Source organism: Chondromyces apiculatus DSM 436, assembly GCF_000601485.1.
GTDB lineage: Bacteria > Myxococcota_A > Polyangia > Polyangiales > Polyangiaceae > Chondromyces > Chondromyces apiculatus.
Genome location: NZ_ASRX01000059.1, coordinates 68,390 through 87,500, shown reverse-complemented (window position 1 = coordinate 87,500; position 19,111 = coordinate 68,390). Strand labels below are relative to the sequence as shown.

Here is a 19,111-nt window from a genome sequence, read left to right as displayed (position 1 = left end):
GCGCGGCCGAACCGCGCGGTCCGCGCTGCCGAGGCAGGCCCTCACCACCCGGTCCCGTTCATCCCGCTCACCGTGGTCATCGCCACCGTGTGCGCCTCCGTGCGCTTCACCGTGAACGACCGCCGCGCCCCCAGCGCGCTCACCTCCACCTGCGCCTCGCTCCCTGCCCGCCCCCCGGACGCGAGCACCCGGAAGGTCCCGTCCCACACCCCCGACAGCGCCACCTCGTCTCCCGAGGCCCGCGACATCCCGGGCGTCCACGCCGACACCACCCCGCCCACAGGCGTCACGACCGCCACCCACGGGCACGCCGAGCGCTCCCCGGAGCAGTTCACCTTCACCGTGAGCTGCCCCGCGCCGTACGCCGCCGCCTCGAACGCGGGGACCGTACCTGCTTCAAGCTGAGCGAGCAGCGCCTTCACCTTCGGGCCGGGATCCACCACGGCCCGCGCCTCTGCCAGCGATCCTGGAAGGTCCCTCTCCAGCCGCGCCTGGCACCGCAGCGACTCGTAGCGCGACGCATCGTGCTGGGGCCTCAGCTCCGCGAGTGTCCGCCAGTGCGCGCACGCCCTCCGCTCCTGCCCTGACGCCTCGAACGCCCGCGCCGCGCGCTCGTGCCACCGCTCGTTGCGCGCCCCCACCTCCGACAGCGCGTCCACCGCGGTGAGCGCCACCGCCTCTTCACCGCTCGCCGCCCCCGCGTACGCCAGGAGCTCCTGCGCCACATCGAGATCCGGATCCATCTGCGCGAAGCGCGTCGCCGCCGCGAGCGCGTCCTCGGTGCGCCCGGCGACGAGCAGCTTCCGCACCAGCGAAGCGTGCTTCTCCCGGCTCGCCCCCTCGCGCCGCACCGCCGCCTCCAGCGCCGCGAGGGAAGTCGCATCGCCCCCATCGCCTGCCCTGGGCTCCCGGTGCGCCGCGGTCGGCAGCAGCGACGACCAGTGATGGCCATGGCTCCTCGGCGACCACCACGACGAAGGTGTCGCGGGGTCGGGCGTGTTCAGGCCCGACAGCGAGCCCTGCGGCAAGATGGGCCTGCTGCTCGGCGGGCTGAACATGATCGGGTACGTCACGACCACCACGCCCGCCTCGGGGGAGGGGAAACTCAGCCCCCGGAAGGCATTGACGACGCACGCCGTCACCATCGTGTCCGGAATATCGCTCCCCCCGTTGGCGAGAGCGCCCACGCTTCCGTCGGTCTTGATCGTGAACCGCGTCGTCACCCGCCCCGTCAGCTCCGGGTTGCGCCGCAGACCCTGCTCGTAGCAGAGCCGGAAGCGCCCGAAGTTCTGCCGCACGATGCGCTGAACCACCTCGGGGGGCAGCCGCCCGCTCACCGTCGTCGCGCCCATCCGCAACCGTGGCGAGGGCGACTTGTGCGCGCCGCCCAGGCGCCCACTGCCCGACCCGAACCCGGCGCCGTGGCCGAGGGTCGACACCTCCCCCTCCGCCGCCGGCTTGCTCTCGACGCCGCGGCCTCCGCCGCCCTCACCCACGCCGCTCAGCCCGAGCCCGCCCACGGCCGTATCCGGCAGGGTACCCCACAGGTTCCCCCGCGCCTCGAATCCATCCGCGCTCGCTGCTCCTCCCGTCGCGCCCTTGCTGCGGGGTGCGACGCTCTGCGGCCCAGCGCTCTGCGCAGGCCCCCCCGGCGCTCCTGCCGCGCCCACCTCGGCGCTCGCGCCCACGCCGCCGTGACCGAGCGCCTTGCCAGCCTTGCCAGGCGCGCCGGCTGCGAACGGATCCTCCTCCAGGTCCGCCTCCTTGCGCCCGTTCCGCGCGATCCCGAACTCCGCGAACATCCGCTCGTTCTCCAGCACCAGCATCGCGGCTCCCCGCGTCATCACGTGGTGCTCCTTGGCCAGGCGCATCGCCTCTCTCCCGGAGGCAGCGTCGGTGTACCGCTCCAGGTCGGTGATCTTCGCCCTGGCCCACAGCCGCGGCACCAGCGGGTTCTGCGCCGCACCTCCCTGGGCCCACCGCACCGGCTTCTCCAGCGTGTACGGCGCGCCTGCCAGCGTCCCGCTCAGCACCACCTGCGCCCCGCCCTGCGTGGCGTGTGGCACGTGGGGCGCGTGCGCGGCGGGCACCACGCCCGTCGCAGCGGCGCGCACGTCGCGCTTCGCGAGTCGCCCCGTCAGCACCACCTCCTGCCCCACCCGCAGGTTCGGGAGCTGCCGCGGGTACACCTCCGACATTCCCTCCGGCAGCGCGAGCTGCGGATCCCGGATCACGGGCGACCGCAGCGACGCCACCACCTCCGGCCCCCGCTCGGCGAGTGGCGCGCCTGTCGCCACCCGCTCGTACGTACCCCCGAGCGCCTGCGAGAGCCCCCCGAGGATCACCTCGTCCACCGAGCGCCCGATCCCCAGGAGCCGCAGCTCCACCGCCTGTTTTCGCAGCACCGGCCCGAGCCGCGCCGCAATGCTCTGCACCGAAAGCTCACCCGCCGAGGGCGCCCCGTCCCCGAGCACCACCACCTGCCCCGCCCCGCTCGCCGGGAGCCGCCGTGCTGCAGCCGCGATGGCCCCGCCGAGATCCGAGGACCCACCTGGCGTCCGCGCCCTGAGCCATCCCTCGGCAGCCCCGGCCTCGGCGCTCCCTGCCACGGCGAGCCCGTCCTCCGGCCACGACGCGCAGTCACTGTCGCAGGCCAGCACCACGAACCGTTCCCCGGGAGACAGCGACCGCACGATGGCCGTCGCCAGCCGCGCCTCTTCCTCGATCGTCTCCTTCGACTGGCTGTGGCTCACGTCGATCACGATCGCCCGGTCCCGCTGCCGCTCCGGCGCGCTCACTCCTTCCGGCAGCTCCGCCCGGAGCCGCAGCGCGAAGTACCCCGCCTCGTCGACCGCTGCCGCTTCCGTCTTCGCCGTCTTCGCCGCCGCCGCCGCCGCCGCTCTCGCCGCCCCCGTCGCGTCAGCCGCATCCTCGCGCGCCTTCGACCTCACGCGCCGCTCCCCGGTGACGGGCGTGTACGCTGCCACCTGCGCCCCGGCGTCCGCCGCCTTCCGGTAGCGCACCACGAAGTCGGACGTGGGCGTGAACCCCCGCGCCGCGTAGCTCACCACCGAGCTCTCCCCATCCGCGCGCAGGCTCGCCGCGTAGCCAGCCGACGTCACCTCCGACAGCCCCCCGCCTTCGGAGACCTTCACCGTGATCGAGAAATCGTCGATCGCCGTCCCCCGGTCCGACCCGAGCGACAGCGGATACACGTAGCGCACTTCCCCGCCGTCTCCCCGCGGGTCCACCGTCAGTGCCTGGTCGTAGGCCAGCACCACCTTGCGCCGCCCCTTCGCCGGGATGGGGAAGATCTTCAGCGAGAACTCCGACGCGCTCACCCACTCGAGCAGCGCCGGATCGCGCGGCCTCACCGTGTCGTCCACGATGCCCTTGAAGATCCGCGCCGCCCGCGGCCGCTCCACGATCTCGCCCTCCACCAGCTCGTCGCCCACGTACAGCGCGAGCCGCGAGATGCTCGCGTCCGGCGGCAGCGGGAACACGTAGCGCCCCTCCAGCACCCGCTCCGTGTCGTTCTGGAACTCCTCCTCGATCGTCGTCCGCGCGAACCCGTCGCGCACCACCGTGTTCACCCGGTGGGACGCGAGCCGCACGCCCGACACCACGGCCTCGGTCCCCGGGACCCGCGCGGTCATGCTCCCGAAGCCCCGCGGCGCGCTCAGCGCCCCTGCTTCGTCCTGACCACGCCCGGCCCACACCCACGACACCCGCTGGTCGGTCGCGAAGTCGCCCGCGCCCTTGCCGAGCCGATCGAGCGCCGGCGTCGCCAGCCCTGGCCGTCCCCCCTCGCTACAGCCCTCCGCGCCTGTGGCAGCCAGCAGCGCCAGGATCCCCATGCCAAGGCCGTACCGCCCCACGCCGCGCGTGCGCACCATCTCGAAGCCTCCTGATCGGTCGGAGACTTGAGACCTCGGGGCGCGCCCGAAGTTCCCCGGAAATATTCCTGGCTCACACCGCGGGGGGGAGCTCGCCTCCCGGCCCCCCTTGTCCCCCACCGCGGGGGGAGCTCGCCTCCCGGCTCCCCTTGTCCCCGCGCTCCCGCGCCGCCCCCCCCCGGGGCGCCGTCCGTCTCCGCTACCGCGCGACTGCGCCCTGCACTGCTGCGCCCTGCGCGACTGCTCCCTGCGCTACTGCGGCGGCGTGCAGAACACGCTCTGGATCACGCCGTCGTTGTTCCCTTCCTTGCACTCGGCGTAGGCGTGGTCGTCGTTGGGCGTCACCGTCACCTCGACGGCGTCGTTGATCTGCGTGGGCGGCTCGTCCCAGGTGCACGTCACCGTCTCGCAGGCGCCGGGAGCGAGCGGCATCGTGGTCACGGTGCCGCACACCTTCACGCCCTCCACGTAGAAGCCCACGGACAGGCCTGCGCCGATGCTGTCGGCGCCCCGGTTGCAGATCGGCGCCTGCAGGCTCGCTGCCGACCCCGTGCAGGACGCGTCGTTCGAGGCGCCCGCCGTCACATCACCCGTCGCGGTCCCGTTCGGCGTCCCCGGCACGTTCTGCCGGAAGTTGTTGAGCCCGGGCACGGTCCAGTTCTGATCCCACTCGCTCGACCGCGGGATCGTCCCGTCCTCGTTCACGTGGGTCACCGCGTAGGCGTGCTGGTTCCAGATGGTCCGCGACCGCACCCACCTGTCGTTCGCGTCCGAGTACACCCGGATCCCCGCCGCGCCCCTGGGGTGCGCCGCGCGGCAGGTGTTCCCCGCCCCTGGCGTCCCCGCGGGAGGTGCCGCGCAGCGGTGCCCCTCGTCGATGCACGCCGCGTCATCCATCGCCCCGCAGCACTGCGCCTCGCTGGTGCAGCGGCAGAACCCGCTGTCGCACACCCCGGACACGCAGTCCGTGCCCGCCTGGCAGCGCAGCCCCGGGAACTGCGGATCCACGTTGTTCGCCTCCAGCCCCACGCACGGCCTGCCGTCGCTGTTCGGCGAGCACGCCTTGTTCGAGGGCACCACGAGGTCGGCGCGGAAGTTCCCGTCCACGTCGGCGATGATCGGGTTCTCGTACCAGGTGCACGACGACCGGTACTGGCTGAAGAGCACGTCGCCGGTCTGCCCGTTGTAGACCCGCGTGAAGCACTCGTCGCCGTACACCACCTCGCTCACCCCGTCGGCCTCGAAGTCGAACACGCTCGACCCCGTGACGTTCGAGGAGATGTCCTGCGTCCGGCGCGACCAGGCGATGTAGCCGTTCGGCGGGCACACCCCGCCCGCCGCGAACTCGCAGATGCTCTGCGAGCACATCCCGTTCGGCCGCGGCGTGGGCCCGCAGTCGATGTCGTAGATCGTGTAGAACTCCTCGCCGGCCACCGCGACCTCCGGGAGCCCATCGCCGTCGAAGTCCGAGATCGTGGGCGGCCCGCCGCCTCCCTGGCCCGGCACCGCCGTCGGCGGCTGCGCGTGCACCCCGTCCCGCGCGAACACCGTGACCATGCTGCTCCGCACCACCGCCAGCTCGGGCGCCTCGGGCGGCACCGTGTCGCCCCCGAAGTCCCCGAAGTCGGCCACCGCCACGTGCCCGGGCCCCACCGTGCTCGTCCCCGGGAAGTAGGCCTCCGGCACCCACCCGTTCGCGTCCGTCCACTCCCAGATGCGCGCCCCGTTGGTGGTCTCGATGGCCGCGTCCTCGTCGAGGTTCGCCGTCACCGACAGGAGCCCTTGCGAGTAGCTCGTGTACCCCGGCGGCGACGCCGCCATGAACTGCCCAGTGGCGCTGAAGACCGCGCTCTCGCGCAGCACCTCCGGCACCCCGTCGTCATTCAGATCGTGGATCGCCGGCCCCGCCCACCCGCGCGAGCAGCGGTGGTTGTTCGCGGTGCACGGGTTCCACACCGCCCCGAGCGGGTGCGGCGCCTTCCACAGGAGCGACCACACCCCCATCTTGCGGGTGAACGCCATCGTCGACCCGTCCGCCCCGTAGGCCACGATCTCCGCGCTGCCATCGCCGTCGAGGTCCCCTGCCGCGAGCGACGCCGACGACACCACCCAGTCGACCACCCCATCGTTGTCGAGGTCCGTCCCGCCGAGGTTCGCCTCCAGCGCGCAGGAGTCCCCGCGCAGCACCCGGATCACCCCCTGATCCTCGGTGAAGCTCCCCTGCACCGTGACCGTGAACGACGCCGCGATGCTCGGCGGCCCCGCGGTGGCGGGCACGTTGAAGTTCACGACGATGGGCGTCCCCTGCACGTCGAGGTGCCCCGGGAACGGGTCCCCGGCCGGCGCCGCGCTGAACTCGCACTTCACCTTCGGCGCGAAGATGCCCGGCGTGATGACGTTGATGCACTGCGGATCGCTCGCCGGATCCATCCCCTCCCACGGCACGCACCCCGTACCCAGGACGCACGTCGTGTCGTTCGCGCATTCGTTGTCGTTCACGCACTCCGTGAGCGGCACGCACGTCCCGTGCGAGCACACGTTCCCCTGCTCGCAGGGCACATCGCAGTCGACGGTCGTCGGCGGGCCGCCCCCGGGTCCCGTGCCGAACAGGCCCCCGCCCCCGCCCTGCGCGCCAGCGCCGCCCACGCCCGTGCCGCCCGTACCTGTGGGCTCTTGCCCTTCTTCACCGCCGCACGAGCATCCCTGCGACGAGGTCGCCGCGAGGAGCGCGGCCGTACCGAGCGGCAGCAGCCATCGAGTTCGTCGCCCCATCATCCGCGCAACTCCTTGCTGAAAGCACCGAAGACCGCCTCGGCGCCGAGCCAGGGAGTGCCGAGACTATGGAGCCATACGATGTTCTGGCGGCGACGGGTAGAGCGTGACCTCGCTGCGAAGCGTGGCGGCGATGAACCGCGGATGGGGGAGGGATGCGGGGATGGCAGCGCGGTGATCGTCGAGGCCAGGCAGCCGTGGCGCGCGCCTCGGCAGGCCGCCCGTGATCATGGTCAGGCGATCGTTACAGTGTCGCGGTCGTGTGAGGGCCGCGAAGGCATCCACGTCGTCGCACGAGGGGGCCTGGCCCTGGCGGCATGCGCGCCGGGGCGTGCCGCATGGCTCCCGGAGGAGGGGGCACGTCACCGGATGCTGCTTGCAGCACGTTCCATGTCGTTGGCTCACCGACGACATCGCGGCGACCTCGTGCGCGCTCTCCGGTTGAAACGAGCGTGGTAGCGTGCCCGGCATTTCCCCGTTCACCTCGGGGACCTGAGCCAGGACGGTGAAGATGTCCCGCGCGCGCAACATGAAGCGACTCCTGCAAGCCGCAACCGCTCTCTGTGGTCTCGTCGGCGCGACGGGCTGCGAGCTGATCACCTCCGTCGACAGGAGCCGGATCCCCGCCGAGAGCACGTCCTCTGGCACCGGCGGCGCAGGCGGTGAAGGGGGCGCCGTGGGCCCTGGGGGTGCAGGCGGCGAAGGTGGAGCGGGCACTGGAGGCGCTGGAGGCGCTGGAGGCGCTGGAGGCGCTGGAGGCCACGGTGGCGCTGGCAGTGCTGGCGGTGCGGGCGGCCAGGGTGGGGTCGGTGATGGTCAGGGCGGCGCAGGCGGTGGTCAAGGCGGCAGCGGTCAAGGCGGCAGCGGTCAGGGCGGCAGCGGTCAGGGCGGCAGTGGTCAGGGCGGCGGCGGCCAGGGTGGTGGCGGTGCTGAAGGCGCCGGAGGTCAGGGCGGCGCAGGCGGCGGTGCAGGCGGTGGCGGCGGTCAGGGCGGCAGCGGTCAGGGCGGCGGCCAGGGTGGCGCAGGGGGCGGTGCAGGCGGTGGCGGCGGCCAGGGTGGCGCAGGGGGCGGTGCAGGCGGTGGCGGCGGTGCAGGTGGCGGGGGACAGACCGGCGTGTGCGGCGACGGGGTGATCTCCGCTGGAGAAGCTTGCGACGACGGCAACACCATCGACTGCGATGGCTGCCGCGCCAACTGCAGCGCGGCGGAAACCGGCTGCGGCGATGGCTTCCTCTGCGGCGCCGAGAGCTGCGACGACGGCAACACCAGCGGGGGCGACGGGTGCTCGTCCACATGCGCCGGCGAGGCCATCCTGAGCATCGCCACGGGCGAATCGCATGGGTGCGCGCTGCTCGCGGCCGGTGACGTGAAGTGCTGGGGGTTCAACACCGCCGGCCGCCTCGGCCTGGGCGACACGGCGCACCGCGGAGACGCCGCGGGCGAGATGGGGACCGACCTCCCCGCCGTCGACCTCGGCGTGGGGCGCACCGCCGTCGCCATCGCCGCGGGTGGGTCCCACACCTGCGCGCTCCTCGACGACACGAGCGTGAAGTGCTGGGGCTCGAACGCCTTCGGAGAGCTGGGCCAGGGAGACGTGGCGAGCCGCGGTGACGCGCCCGGAGAGATGGGCGACGCCTTGCCGCCCATCGACTTCGGGTCCGGCCCTGCCGTCACCGCGCTCAGCGTGGGGTATCGCCACGCCTGCGCGCTCTTCAGCGACGGCAGCGTCAAGTGCTGGGGCTCGGGTCAGGGCGGCCGCCTCGGCCTTGGCACCACGACGAGCCGCGGCGACGGGCCCGGGGAGATGGGCGCCGCCCTGCCCACCGTCGATCTCGGCACGGGTCACACCGCCAAGGCCATCGCCGTGGGTGGCTTCCACACCTGCGCCATCCTCGACGACGACAGCGTCAAATGCTGGGGCGCCAACGGGCGCGGCCAGCTCGGCCTCGGGGACCTCGCCTCCCGCGGCGCTGCCGCCGGCGAGATGGGCGACGATCTTCCCATCGTCGACCTGGGCACCGGCCGCACCGCGGTCGCCATTGCGACAGGCAATGAGCACACCTGCGCGCTCCTCGACGACGGCGCCCTGAAGTGCTGGGGCAATGGCTTCAACGGCCGCCTCGGCACCGGCGACCAGGAGCACCGCGGCGACGACCCGGGCGAGATGGGCGACGCCCTCCTCGCCATCGATCTCGGCCTCGGCGCAGGCCAGACCGTCATCGGCGTGACCGCTGGCGACTTCCACACCTGCGCGCGCCTCACGGGCGGCGCAGTGAAGTGCTGGGGGATGGGCACCTACGGCCAGCTCGGCCTCGGCGACAACCAGCACCGCGGCGACGCCACCGGCGAGATGGGCGCCACCCTGCCGGCCCTCGACCTCGGCGCCGGGCTCACCGTCGGCACCTTGCGGGCAGGCGCCCAGCACACCTGCGCGCTCCTCGGCAACGGCGCCTTGAAGTGCTGGGGCAACGGCACCTTCGGCCGGCTGGGCCTCGGCAACACCTCGACCCGCGGCGACGGGGCAGGGGAGATGGGCGACGCCCTGCCCGTCGTGACGCTGTTCTGAGACACGCCCGAGTCTTGACTGGAATCGCCCCCGGACACTAACTCGGCCCATGAACGACGGTTCAATGGACCTCAAGGCACGCGGGATCGGTGTCCTGCTCGTTGGCCTCGGAACGTTCCTGCTCAAGCTCTCCTTCTTCGACGTGCTGCGCCATGCACAGGCTCAGGCCTCTTCGGTGACCACCTCGTACAAGGCGCTGCTCGTCGCGCCGTCCTTCATGCTCAGCGGGCTGCTCCTCGTGCTGATGGGGGCCCCGGGGGACGGCTCTGCGGCCACGGGTCTCGGCCGTCACATGGTGAATCCGCGCGACCGGAAGCTCACGCCACTCGGCTGGGTGTTCGCGCTCTCCCTGCTCATCCCGGGCGTGGTGCTTTCCCTCTGGCTCACGAACCGGCTCGAAGAGCTCGGGTACTGACGCCCCACCTGAGGATTCCACGCGCGGCGGTGGTGGCGAACGTGGTGGTGGTGCTCAAGGCATACGCGCGAGCGCACGCAGGGTTCCGGGTCGCTGCCGGTGATCCAGGGACGAAGCTGAAGCGTGAGCCCGACGTGCTGCGCGGCCCCGACGTGGCCATGGTGCGCGCGGAGCGACGGCCGACGGGCCGCGGAGAGGCGGGATGGCTGGAGGGAGCGCCGGAACTCGCCGTGGAGATCGTGGGTGATGCGCAGCCGATGAGCGACCTGCTGAAGAAAGCGACGGAGTACCTGTCCGCCGGATCGAAGCTCGTGTGGCTGATCGATGCGACCGCGGAGCGGGTGGTGGTCCTGACGCCGCCGGATCACGTCCGGGTGCTGGGCGCAGGCGAGGTGCTGGACGGCGGGGAGGCGTTTCCGGGGCTACGCTGCGAGATGAACGCGCTGTTCGAGTGAGCTTCGGGGCAGTTCCCGCAGCAGGGAGCACTCCCCGGGGCGCACTCCCGGCCTGATCACTCGCCGATCGCGGCGTAGAAGCGAGTCAGCAGCGCCGGGTCGAACCAGTCACCGCCGGATGCCATCCGCTCGACGCAGTCGCGCACCGAAGGCACCAGCCCGAGGCTCTTGGCCCTGCCCAGCAATCCGAGCGTTCCAGTCCCCTTCAGGCCAACGGCGAGCGCAGCGCGCCGTCCTTTTCACTCATCGATGCACACCAGCGGGATCTACCCGCGACTTCCCGCACAGCGCCGCTGCCTGTCCGGATGTCAGACGACCCAGCTCGTAGAGCTTGGCGGCCAGAAGGAGCTTCGCTTCCGAGGCGAACTCCGAAGGTGACAAACCGAGGCCGAGCAGCAGCTCATCGCCGTACTCGATGGTGAGCGTGTGCGCCATGTGCTCGAAGAGCGTAGCACCGCGCTCACTCTGCCGCGATGGCGGCGGCGGGCTTCTCCAGCAGGGGGAAGCCGAGCGCCTCGCGCTGGGCGAGGTAGGACTCGGCGACGCTGCGCGCGAGGGCGCGGACCCGGCCGATGAAGCGCTGGCGCTCGGTCACGCTGATGGCGCCGCGCGCATCGAGCACGTTGAAGCGGTGGGCGGCCTTGACCACGAAGTCGTAGGCGGGGAGCACCAGGGCCTGCTTGGGATCGATGACGGCGCCCTTCTTGGTGCGGTCGACGCCGCGCCAGAGGAGGCGCTGGGCCTCGGCCTCGAAGTGGTCGAAGGCGTTGAAGTGCTCGGTGACGTCGGCCTCCTCGAAGTTGTAGGTCGACCACTCCCACTCGGCGCGGTGGTAGAGGTCCCCGTAGCGGATGATCTTCCCGCCCGCGTCCGAGTAGACCACGTCGAAGATGCTGTCCTTGTCCTGCAGGTACATCGCGATGCGCTCGAGGCCGTAGGTGAGCTCGCCGGAGATGGGGCGGCAGTCGATGCCGCCGACCTGCTGGAAGTAGGTGAACTGGGAGATCTCCAGCCCGTCGAGCCACACCTGCCAGCCGAGGCCCCAGGCGCCCAGGGTCGGCGACTCCCAGTCGTCCTCCACGAAGCGCACGTCGTGCTTGAGCGGCTCGGTGCCGATGGCGCGCAGCGACTCCAGGTAGAGGTCCTGGATGTCGAGGGGGCTCGGCTTCAAGATCACCTGGAACTGGTGGAACTGCTGCAGGCGGTTGGGGTTGTCGCCGTAGCGACCGTCGGAGGGGCGGCGGGAGGGCTCGACGAAGGCGACGTTCCACGGCTCGGGGCCCAGCGCGCGGAGGAAGGTGGCCGGGTTGTAGGTGCCGGCGCCGACCTCGGAGTTGTAGGGCTGGACGATGAGGCAGCCGCGATCGGCCCAGAACTTCTGGAGGGCGAGGATCAGATCCTGGAAGGTCATGGTCGGAGAGGGGCCTTAGCGCGGAACGCGCGCGGCGGCGACCCCCGCCACTCACCGTGGTCTCGCCCCCGCGACGCGCTACGCTGGCCGGCCATGCCGACCCGCTTTCGCTCCGCCGTGGCACCCGTATCGACCGAGGGGTCTCCGGAGGCCGCGCAGGCTCCCGCCTTCTGGTTCGCGTTCCGCCGTGATGAGGTCCTCGTGTGCGACCCCTCCGGCACGGCCACCACGAGGCAGCGCGGCGACGCCTGGAGCCTCGCGGAGAAGGGCGCACCTCCGCTCGAAGTCCCCCTGATCACCGGGCTCGAAGCGCTGGGGCTCTCCGCGGTCCGGACCCAGGTGCTCGGCACCCTCGACGACCGGCCCTGCTTCTCGGCCGAGCTGCCGCACGACGTGGACGCGCCCGAGGGCCATGCGTTCGTGTCCCTGCGCAAGCTCTTCGGCAGGGTCGACCAGGAGCTGTTCGAGCTGGCCGGGCTGGCGTTCCAGATCCAGTACTGGGACCGCGTGCACCAGGTGTGCGGCTCGTGCGGCGGAGGGCTGGAGATCCGCGGCCACGAGCGCTGCAAGCGGTGCGCGGCGTGCCGGCTCGATTACTACCCCCGAGTCGCCCCCGCGATGATCGTCCTCATCGAGGACGGGCCGCGGATCCTGCTGACCCGGCAGCCGCGGTTCCCGCCCGGGATGTACGGCCTCGTCGCCGGCTTCGTGGAGCCCGGCGAGAGCCTGGAGGGCTGCGTCGCGCGCGAGGTCATGGAGGAGACCGGGATCGACGTGCAGGACATCCGCTACTTCGGCAGCCAGCCCTGGCCCTTCCCGCACCAGGTGATGATCGGCTTCACCGCGCGCTACGCGGGCGGCGAGATCCAGGTGGACACGCGCGAACTCGAAGAGGCGCGGTGGTTCCACCGGGACGAGATGCCCTCGCTCCCCCCACCCATCAGCATCGCCCGCCAGCTCATCGACGCCTGGCTCGCGCGGGGCAGCGCGGGCAGCGCAGGCTGAAAGGGGAGGCGTTGGACATGGACGAGGGGGGCGCGCCTTACGACGCGCTGGTGATCGGCGCAGGGTTCGGCGGGCTCGGGGCAGCGCTCGGCCTCGCGGAGCGCGGGGCGCGCGTCCTCCTGTGCGAGGCGCTCCGGTATCCGGGCGGGTGCGCGAGCACGTTCGAGCGCGGCGGGAGGCGGTTCGAGTCGGGGGCGACGCTGTTCTCCGGCCTCGGCGAGGGGCAGGTGTTCACCACCTGGCTCGGGCGGCACGGGCTCTCCGTGGAGGTCGACTGGCTCGACCCGGTGGTCGAGGTGCGGGCGCCGGGGCTCACCCTGCCGGTGGACCGCGACAGGGAGCGCTTCCTCGCGGCGCTGTGCGCGCTGCCCGGAGCACCCGCCGAAAGGCTCCAGGCCTTCTTCGCCCGGCAGAAGCGCGTGGCCGACACCCTGTGGCAGCTCTTCGACGACCCTGCGCTCCTGCCGCCGCTCGGTGCGGGGGCGCTGCTGCGGCACCTCGCCCGGGCGCCGCGGTACGCGGAGCTTCTGCCGCTGATGGGGCGCTCGCTCGGCGCGGTGATCGCGCGCGCCGGCCTCGCGGAGTGCGCGCCGCTCGCCGTCTACCTGGACGGCCTGTGCCAGATCACCGTGCAGTGCAGCGCGGCCGAGGCGGAGGCCCCCTTCGCGATGGCGACCATGGACTACTACTGGCGCGGCACCGGTCACGTGCGCGGCGGGGTCGGGGCGCTGGCGTGGGCGATGGTGGAGGCCGTGCGGCGCGCTGGCGGCGAGGTGCGCCTGCCGAGCCGGGTGAAAGCGCTCCGGCGGGAGGAGCGCGGGATGTGGCGCGCCGAGACCCGCTCCGGCGTGATCCGCGCGCGGCAGGTGATCGCGAACCTGCTGCCGCACGACCTGCGCACCCTGCTCGGAGAGCCGCGGGGCGCGCTGCCGCGGGTGGACGCGCTGGCCGAGGCGGTGGACGGCGGCTGGGGCGCGGCGATGCTCTACCTCGTGGTCCGGCCGCCCCAGGGCGCGCCGCCCGGGCCGAAGCACCTGGAGCTGGTGGCCGACAGCAACGCGCCATTCATGGAGGGCAACCACGTGTTCGTATCGATCAGCGGCGAGGCCGACGAGGGGCGCGGGCCGCCCGGGTGCCGCACCATCACCGCGTCGACCCACGTGCCCCTCACGCGCCTGCGGGCGATGAGCGCCGGGGAACAGGCGACATACATCGCGGGGATACAGGCGCGGATGCGGGCGACGTTCGACACCCGCGCGCCGGAGTGGGCAGAGGGGGTCATGGAGGTGATGACCGCATCCCCACGCACCTTTCAGCGGTTCACGGGGCGTGCGGCGGGGGCAGTCGGGGGGGTTCCACGTCGGGCGGGTCTCGGGCATTACCTCGGCGCGTGGCCCAGGCCGGTGATGGATGGCCTGTGGATGGTCGGAGACTCCGTGTTCCCCGGGCAGAGCACGCTGGCCACCGCGGTGGGTGGTCAGCGCACCGCAGCGCAGGTGGTCCGTGCGCTCGGCGCGCTCGGCGTGCTCGGCGTCGCTCCTGTGTGATGCGCGCGGGCGGGGGGCTGGTAGCATCCCCTCGGTGTACACACCCAGCCTGTTTCGCGAGGTCGACTCGGCCCGGCTCTTCGAGGTGATGGAGGCGCACCCCTTCGGCACCCTCGTCGCGCAGACGCAAGCGGGAGGGCTCGAGATCTCGCATCTCCCCTTCCTCGTCGATCGCGACGTGGGCGCGCGCGGGCGGCTCCGCTTCCACGTGGCGCGCGCGAACCCCGTGTGGCGGGCCGCGCTCGACGGCGGGCAGGTGGTGGCGATGTTCCGGGGCCCGCACGCTTACGTTTCGCCGCGCTGGTACGAGCGCCCCCGCGAGCAGGTGCCCACCTGGAACTACGCCGTGGTGCACGCGCACGGGCGGGTGGAGGGCCCCCTCGACCGCGCGGAGCTGCGGGCGATGCTCGAAGACATGGTGGCGAACTACGAGCCGGCGCTCGACGAGCTGCTCGCGATGAGCGGCGTCGCGCCGAGCGGCTTCGGCGCCCGCGGCGGAGATCCTCGCAGCGGAGATCCGCGTGGCGGGGAGTCCCGCGGCGGAGAGTCTCGTGGTGGAGAGCCCCGCGGCTCGGACGTGCCGTGGCGCCTCGCGGACCTCGAGCCGGCCTTCGTCGAGTCGCTGATCGACGGGATCGTGGGCCTGTCCCTGCCCATCGACCACCTGGAGGGCAAGTTCAAGCTGAGCCAGAACCGCGCCCCCATGGACCGCCGCCGCGTGCTCGAAGGGCTCACGGCCCGCGGCAAGCCCGAGGACCTCGAAGTCGCGCGGCTGATGGAGGCGTCCACGCAAGAACGGTGATTCTGGTAGCGTGCCGGGCGTGCCGCTGCCCGCCTCCAGGAAGACGCTCCTCCTCTCCCGCCACGACGTCACCGCCCTCCTCACCATGGAGGTCACGCTCCCTGCCGTCGAGCGCGCCTTCCTCGCGCACGGGCGCGGCGAGGTGCAGATGCCCAGCAAGGTGTACCTCTCCTTCGAGGCCGAGGGCGGGGACCTGCGCGCCATGCCCGCGTACGCTGCCGGCGCCGCGGGCGTGAAATGGGTGAACTCCCACCCCCAGAACCCAGCCCGCTTCGGGCTGCCCTCGGTGATGGGCCTGTACATCCTGAGCGACCCGGCCACGGCGTTCCCGCTCGCCGTGATGGACGCCACGCTGATCACCGCGATGCGCACCGGCGCGGCGGCGGCGATTGCCTCGAAGTTCCTGGCGCGGCCTGCGCCGAAGACCCTGGGCCTCATCGGGTGCGGCGTCCAGGCGCGCTACCTGCTCGACGCCCACCGGGCGGTGTACGGCGCAGGCTTCGAGGTGCTCGCCGCCGACGCCTCCGCGGAGGCGAGCCAGCGCTTCGCGGCGGAGTCGGGCGCCCGCGTGGTGTCCCTGGAGGAGGCGGCGGGGAGCGACGTCGTGTGCACCTCGACCCCCTCGCGGACCCCCGTCGTGGCCCGCGGGTGGCTGCGCCCCGGCACCCACGTGAACGCCATCGGCGCGGACGCCCACGGCAAGCAGGAGCTCGATCCGGCCATCCTGCGGGACGCCCGGGTGGTCATCGACGACTGGACGCAGGCCACGGAGAGCGGCGAGGTGAACGTGCCCTTGCACGACGGCACCTACACGCGCGCCGCGATCCACGCGACCCTCGGCGAGGTCATCGCCGGCAAGCGACCTGGCCGCGAGCACGCCGAGATCACCGTCTTCGACTCCACCGGCCTCGCGGTGCAGGACGTGGCCGTCGCCCAGGTGCTCTTCGAGGCGGCGCAGTCCCGCGGCGTGGGGACGGCCATCGATCTCCTGGGTCTCGCGGGTTCCTAGTCCGCCCCGGTCGCCTCGCGCTGCCAGCCCACGCCCAACGCGTCGGCCCGCCAACAGCGTCCACCAACAGGCATGAGGGCCGGCCTACCAGAGCTGTAGGTGGCCCCCCAAAAGCCGCTGTCAGGCTGTCCCGTAGGGGATGCCCGTGGTATGTGTCAAAGAATCTCAGCGTTGATTGCTTTCACAGTGTAGTCGGAGGCGGGGGGGCGGAATGGCAGCCGCGGTCGGGCGCAAGAAGATCCTGGTCGTCGACGATTCCGAGACGGCCTTGATGCTGCAACGGTTGACCCTGGAGCGCGGGTACGACGTCATCACCGCCAAGGATGGCCGTGCTGGCGTCGACCTGGCGATTGCCGAGCGGCCCGATCTCATCCTCCTCGATGTGGTCATGCCGAAGATGAATGGATTCGAGGCCTGCCGGGCTCTGCGCGCTGAAGCCGCCACCCGGGGCATCCCCGTCATCATGGTCACCAGCCGTGGCGAGATGGAGCAGATGGAGCAGGCGTTCCTCAGCGGTTGCACCGATTACGTGAGCAAGCCGGTCCGGAGCGTGGAGCTTCTTGAGAAGATCAAACAATGTCTCGGTGAATGACGCGCCGCTCGGTGCAGAGGTGAAGCATGGGCTCAGCTACGACGGATCATCGCTCGAATGCGCACCGCCGACTCCGCCGTGCCCGCCTTGGAAGCGGGTCTCGCGCGGGCGACGTGGCGTCCCGGTGTGCGTGCGCGGTCGCCATGCGGCGCTCGCTGCTCCTGCGGCGTAAAGTCGAGGACTCCCTCGAAGAGCGGGCGCTCCTCGAAGCGCGCATCGCCGAGCTGGAGGGCGAGGCGCGCCGGATCTACGCCAACTACGCCGAGGCCGCGGCCCAGAGCGCCCACTTCGCCCACCTCTTCCTGACCGTGCAGCGGCTCCGCGCCGCCCGCGGGCGCGAGGGCATCTACGAGGCGATCCGGGAACTCGTCGAGAACCTGGTCGGGTCGAGCGAGGTCGCCATCTACGAGCGCCGCGAAGCGCACGGCGACGAGCACCGCGAAGGGTGCGGCGAGCTGCTCGCCGGGCCCCGCGGCGAGGCCGGCGCTGCGCTCCAGCTCGGGGCCTCCTTCGGGGTGGAGCCAGAGCCCCCCGGGTCGATCTCCCTGGGCGCCGGGATCGTTGGCCAGGTGGTCGCCACCGGTCAGGCGTACTTCGCGGAGCACACCGGCGAAGGCGCGGAGGGCGAGGTGACCGCGTGCATTCCGCTCGCGTTCGAGCACCGGATCCTCGGCGCCGTGGTCATCTACCGGATGCTCCCCCAGAAGCCCGCCCTCTCCCGCCTCGACCACGAGATCCTCAGTGTCCTCGTCTCGCACGCGGCAGTGGCCCTCGCCGAGCAGAGGCGGGACATCCGCACCGCGGCCCGGGTGTCCTGTGAGCCCGGGGCTCTCTGGCGCGGCGGGAGCCTGGGGGGCGTGGGCAGCATGGGGATCGAGGAAGAGGCAGGGACATGACGCTCACCATCGGCAGGAGGCTCGCCGCGTACACGGCTTCGTTCGTGGTGTGCATCCTGGTCGTGTCTGTCCTGTCGGGGCGCTCGGGTCAGAACTTCGGCGCGCTGCTGGAGGGGGTGACCGACCAGGACTACCCCTCGATCCGCGCCGCCCTGGAGCTGGAGATCGCGAAGACATCGCAGGCCGATGACCTCGGGAGCTACCTTGCCACGAAGGACGAGAATTTCCTGCGGCAGTGGCGCGACGGCAGCAAGGAGTTCGAGCGGTGGATGGCGGCCCTCGCGCGCCTCGACCTGACGGACCGGGAGAAGATGCTGGTCGCCGAGATCGAGGACCTCGACGAGCGCTACCGGGAGGGCGGCGAGCGGGTGATCAAGCTTGCCCAGGAGAACCAGATCGCGGACGCCGTGCGCCTCTCGAACGAGCTGCTCGGCCCCCTGGAGGAGCGCACCTACGCGCGGCTCACGGAACTCGAGGACATCAACGATGCGATCATGGCCCACAAGTCGAGCGAGGCCGACCTCGCCGTCGCGCGCGGGTCGCTCCTCGCCTGGTCCGTGCCGGTGGCGGTCATCATCCTCGGCGGCATGATGAGCTACTACCTGGCGCGGGGCATCACCCGGCCCCTCCAGGAGGTGGTCGACCTCGCCGCCAAGGTGGCGGTGGGCGACATGCGGACGCGGATCCAGGTCACCCGGAACGACGAGATCGGCTCACTGCAGGTAGCGATGCGGAACATGGTCGACTCGGCGCGCGACATGGCCCAGACGGCGGACGCCATCGCCAGTGGTGACCTGAACCTCACCGTCAAGCCGCGCTCCGAGCACGACGTTCTCGGCAACGCCTTCGCGACCATGGTGGCCAAGCTCTCCCAGGTGATCAGCGAGGTACGGGAGAGCGCGGGCACCCTCGCCTCCGCCTCCGAGCAGATCTCTGCCGCCTCGCAGACACTCGCCCAGGGCACCAGCGAGCAGGCAGCGACCATGGAGGAGACGACCGCCAGCCTGGAGGAGATGAGCACCTCCATCACCAGGAACGCCGACAACAGCCGCCAGACCGAGCAGCTCGCGCTCAAGGGCGCCACCGACGCCGAGACGAGCGGCAGGTCCGTCAAGGAGACCGTCGAGTCGATGCGCGCCATCGCCGACCGGATCTCCGTGATCGAGGAGATCGCCTACCAGACCAACCTCCTCGCCCTGAACGCCACCATCGAGGCTGCCAGGGCCGGCGAGCACGGCAAGGGCTTTGCCGTCGTCGCCGCCGAGGTGCGCAAGCTCGCCGAGCACTCCAAGGCCTCCGCCCGCGAGATCGGCGTGCTCGCCTCGTCCAGCGTCAAGGTCGCGGAGCAGTCCGGGCAGCTCCTGCTGGAGCTGGTCCCCAGCATCCGGCGCACCGCGGAGCTGGTGCAGGAGGTCGCCGCCACCTGCAGCCAGCAGGCCGCGGGCGTCTCCCAGATGAGCAAGGCCATGGTCGTCGGCGACCAGGTGACCCAGCGCAACGCCTCCGCCTCCGAGGAGCTCGCCTCCACCGCCGAGGAAATGGCCTCCCAGGCCGAGGCCCTCCAGCAGAACCTCGCCTTCTTCCGCCTCGACCTCCTCGACGACGGAGACCGCCGCCCCCTGCACGCCGCGCGGCCGCGCCCGGGTCTCGCCCGCTCTGCTGCCACCCCCCGGCCCCCCGCTGCCCGGTCCAGCCGCGACCCCTCCCTGCACGACGACCGCGACTTCGTCCGCTTCTGACGCTCC

Annotated in this window: 15 protein-coding genes and 1 pseudogene; 11 read left to right on the top strand and 5 right to left on the bottom strand. The window is 72.1% G+C overall.

Annotated features, from left to right (window positions below; genetic code table 11):
* Positions 1 to 41 precede the first annotated feature (41 nt).
* Positions 42 to 3,896 (bottom strand): AgmX/PglI C-terminal domain-containing protein, encoded by a 3,855-nt coding sequence (locus tag CAP_RS45895; protein WP_052376367.1) that lies wholly within the window; start codon positions 3,894 to 3,896, stop codon positions 42 to 44.
* Between the two features lie 252 nt (positions 3,897 to 4,148).
* A complete protein-coding gene (locus CAP_RS30895; RefSeq protein WP_156041301.1) occupies positions 4,149 to 6,671 on the bottom strand; it encodes a CARDB domain-containing protein in 2,523 nt (840 codons plus the stop codon).
* Positions 6,672 to 7,330: 659 nt separating this feature from the next.
* Here CAP_RS30895 and CAP_RS52725 point away from each other — a divergent pair.
* From CAP_RS52725 to CAP_RS52715, 4 genes are read left to right on the top strand one after another with little or no spacing between them, the layout of a single operon-like run.
* Positions 7,331 to 7,801 (top strand): hypothetical protein, encoded by a 471-nt coding sequence (locus CAP_RS52725; protein ID WP_052376366.1) that lies wholly within the window; start codon positions 7,331 to 7,333, stop codon positions 7,799 to 7,801.
* The gene (locus tag CAP_RS30885) at positions 7,783 to 9,234 is read left to right on the top strand and encodes an RCC1 domain-containing protein (protein ID WP_044247392.1); all 1,452 of its coding nucleotides are present in this window, start codon (positions 7,783 to 7,785) and stop codon (positions 9,232 to 9,234) included. The genes CAP_RS52725 and CAP_RS30885 overlap by 19 nt, the downstream gene beginning before the upstream one ends.
* A gap of 49 nt (positions 9,235 to 9,283) precedes the next feature.
* Positions 9,284 to 9,649 (top strand): hypothetical protein, encoded by a 366-nt coding sequence (locus CAP_RS52720; protein WP_197041433.1) that lies wholly within the window; start codon positions 9,284 to 9,286, stop codon positions 9,647 to 9,649.
* Positions 9,650 to 9,678: 29 nt separating this feature from the next.
* Positions 9,679 to 10,104: a Uma2 family endonuclease gene (locus CAP_RS52715; RefSeq protein ID WP_044247389.1), complete on the top strand. Its 426-nt coding sequence runs from the start codon at positions 9,679 to 9,681 to the stop codon at positions 10,102 to 10,104.
* Between the two features lie 56 nt (positions 10,105 to 10,160).
* Here CAP_RS52715 and CAP_RS48945 read toward each other — a convergent pair.
* The 3 genes and pseudogenes from CAP_RS48945 to glyQ form a co-directional block, all read right to left on the bottom strand.
* A pseudogene (locus tag CAP_RS48945) lies at positions 10,161 to 10,331 on the bottom strand (DUF3368 domain-containing protein); the annotation flags it as partial.
* 16 nt (positions 10,332 to 10,347) lie between these two features.
* Positions 10,348 to 10,539, bottom strand: a complete 192-nt coding sequence (locus tag CAP_RS30870) for a UPF0175 family protein (protein WP_044247388.1) — start codon at positions 10,537 to 10,539, stop codon at positions 10,348 to 10,350.
* A gap of 25 nt (positions 10,540 to 10,564) precedes the next feature.
* The gene (gene glyQ / locus CAP_RS30865) at positions 10,565 to 11,515 is read right to left on the bottom strand and encodes a glycine--tRNA ligase subunit alpha (RefSeq protein WP_044247386.1); all 951 of its coding nucleotides are present in this window, start codon (positions 11,513 to 11,515) and stop codon (positions 10,565 to 10,567) included.
* 93 nt (positions 11,516 to 11,608) lie between these two features.
* On the opposite strand from glyQ, the gene nudC reads away from it, so the two are divergent.
* From nudC to CAP_RS48940, 7 genes are all read left to right on the top strand, one after another.
* Entirely contained in the window at positions 11,609 to 12,520 is a 912-nt protein-coding gene (nudC, locus tag CAP_RS30860; protein ID WP_044247385.1) for an NAD(+) diphosphatase, read from the top strand.
* A gap of 17 nt (positions 12,521 to 12,537) precedes the next feature.
* Positions 12,538 to 14,067: a phytoene desaturase family protein gene (locus CAP_RS30855; RefSeq protein ID WP_044247383.1), complete on the top strand. Its 1,530-nt coding sequence runs from the start codon at positions 12,538 to 12,540 to the stop codon at positions 14,065 to 14,067.
* Between the two features lie 34 nt (positions 14,068 to 14,101).
* A complete protein-coding gene (locus CAP_RS30850) occupies positions 14,102 to 14,869 on the top strand; it encodes an FMN-binding negative transcriptional regulator (protein WP_197041431.1) in 768 nt (255 codons plus the stop codon).
* Between the two features lie 19 nt (positions 14,870 to 14,888).
* Positions 14,889 to 15,878 (top strand): ornithine cyclodeaminase family protein, encoded by a 990-nt coding sequence (locus CAP_RS30845; RefSeq protein ID WP_269324790.1) that lies wholly within the window; start codon positions 14,889 to 14,891, stop codon positions 15,876 to 15,878.
* Between the two features lie 211 nt (positions 15,879 to 16,089).
* Positions 16,090 to 16,470 (top strand): response regulator, encoded by a 381-nt coding sequence (locus tag CAP_RS30840; protein WP_044247380.1) that lies wholly within the window; start codon positions 16,090 to 16,092, stop codon positions 16,468 to 16,470.
* Positions 16,471 to 16,613: 143 nt separating this feature from the next.
* Entirely contained in the window at positions 16,614 to 17,366 is a 753-nt protein-coding gene (locus CAP_RS30835) for a GAF domain-containing protein (protein ID WP_044247379.1), read from the top strand.
* Positions 17,363 to 19,105, top strand: a complete 1,743-nt coding sequence (locus CAP_RS48940; RefSeq protein ID WP_052376365.1) for a methyl-accepting chemotaxis protein — start codon at positions 17,363 to 17,365, stop codon at positions 19,103 to 19,105. Before CAP_RS30835 ends, CAP_RS48940 begins: the two co-directional genes overlap by 4 nt.
* The last annotated feature ends 6 nt before the right edge of the window (positions 19,106 to 19,111 follow it).

Bases quoted from the DNA above. Each gene is read 5' to 3' on its own strand.
- CAP_RS48940 (WP_052376365.1), top strand. From the start codon at position 17,363: ATGACGCTCACCATCGGCAGGAGGCTCGCCGCGTACACGGCTTCGTTC.
- nudC (WP_044247385.1), top strand. From the start codon at position 11,609: ATGCCGACCCGCTTTCGCTCCGCCGTGGCACCCGTATCGACCGAGGGG.
- CAP_RS30840 (WP_044247380.1), top strand. From the start codon at position 16,090: ATGGCAGCCGCGGTCGGGCGCAAGAAGATCCTGGTCGTCGACGATTCC.
- CAP_RS52720 (WP_197041433.1), top strand. From the start codon at position 9,284: ATGAACGACGGTTCAATGGACCTCAAGGCACGCGGGATCGGTGTCCTG.
- CAP_RS45895 (WP_052376367.1), bottom strand. From the start codon at position 3,896: ATGGTGCGCACGCGCGGCGTGGGGCGGTACGGCCTTGGCATGGGGATC.
- CAP_RS30855 (WP_044247383.1), top strand. From the start codon at position 12,538: ATGGACGAGGGGGGCGCGCCTTACGACGCGCTGGTGATCGGCGCAGGG.
- glyQ (WP_044247386.1), bottom strand. From the start codon at position 11,515: ATGACCTTCCAGGATCTGATCCTCGCCCTCCAGAAGTTCTGGGCCGAT.
- CAP_RS30895 (WP_156041301.1), bottom strand. From the start codon at position 6,671: ATGATGGGGCGACGAACTCGATGGCTGCTGCCGCTCGGTACGGCCGCG.
- CAP_RS30870 (WP_044247388.1), bottom strand. From the start codon at position 10,539: ATGGCGCACACGCTCACCATCGAGTACGGCGATGAGCTGCTGCTCGGC.
- CAP_RS30835 (WP_044247379.1), top strand. From the start codon at position 16,614: ATGCGGCGCTCGCTGCTCCTGCGGCGTAAAGTCGAGGACTCCCTCGAA.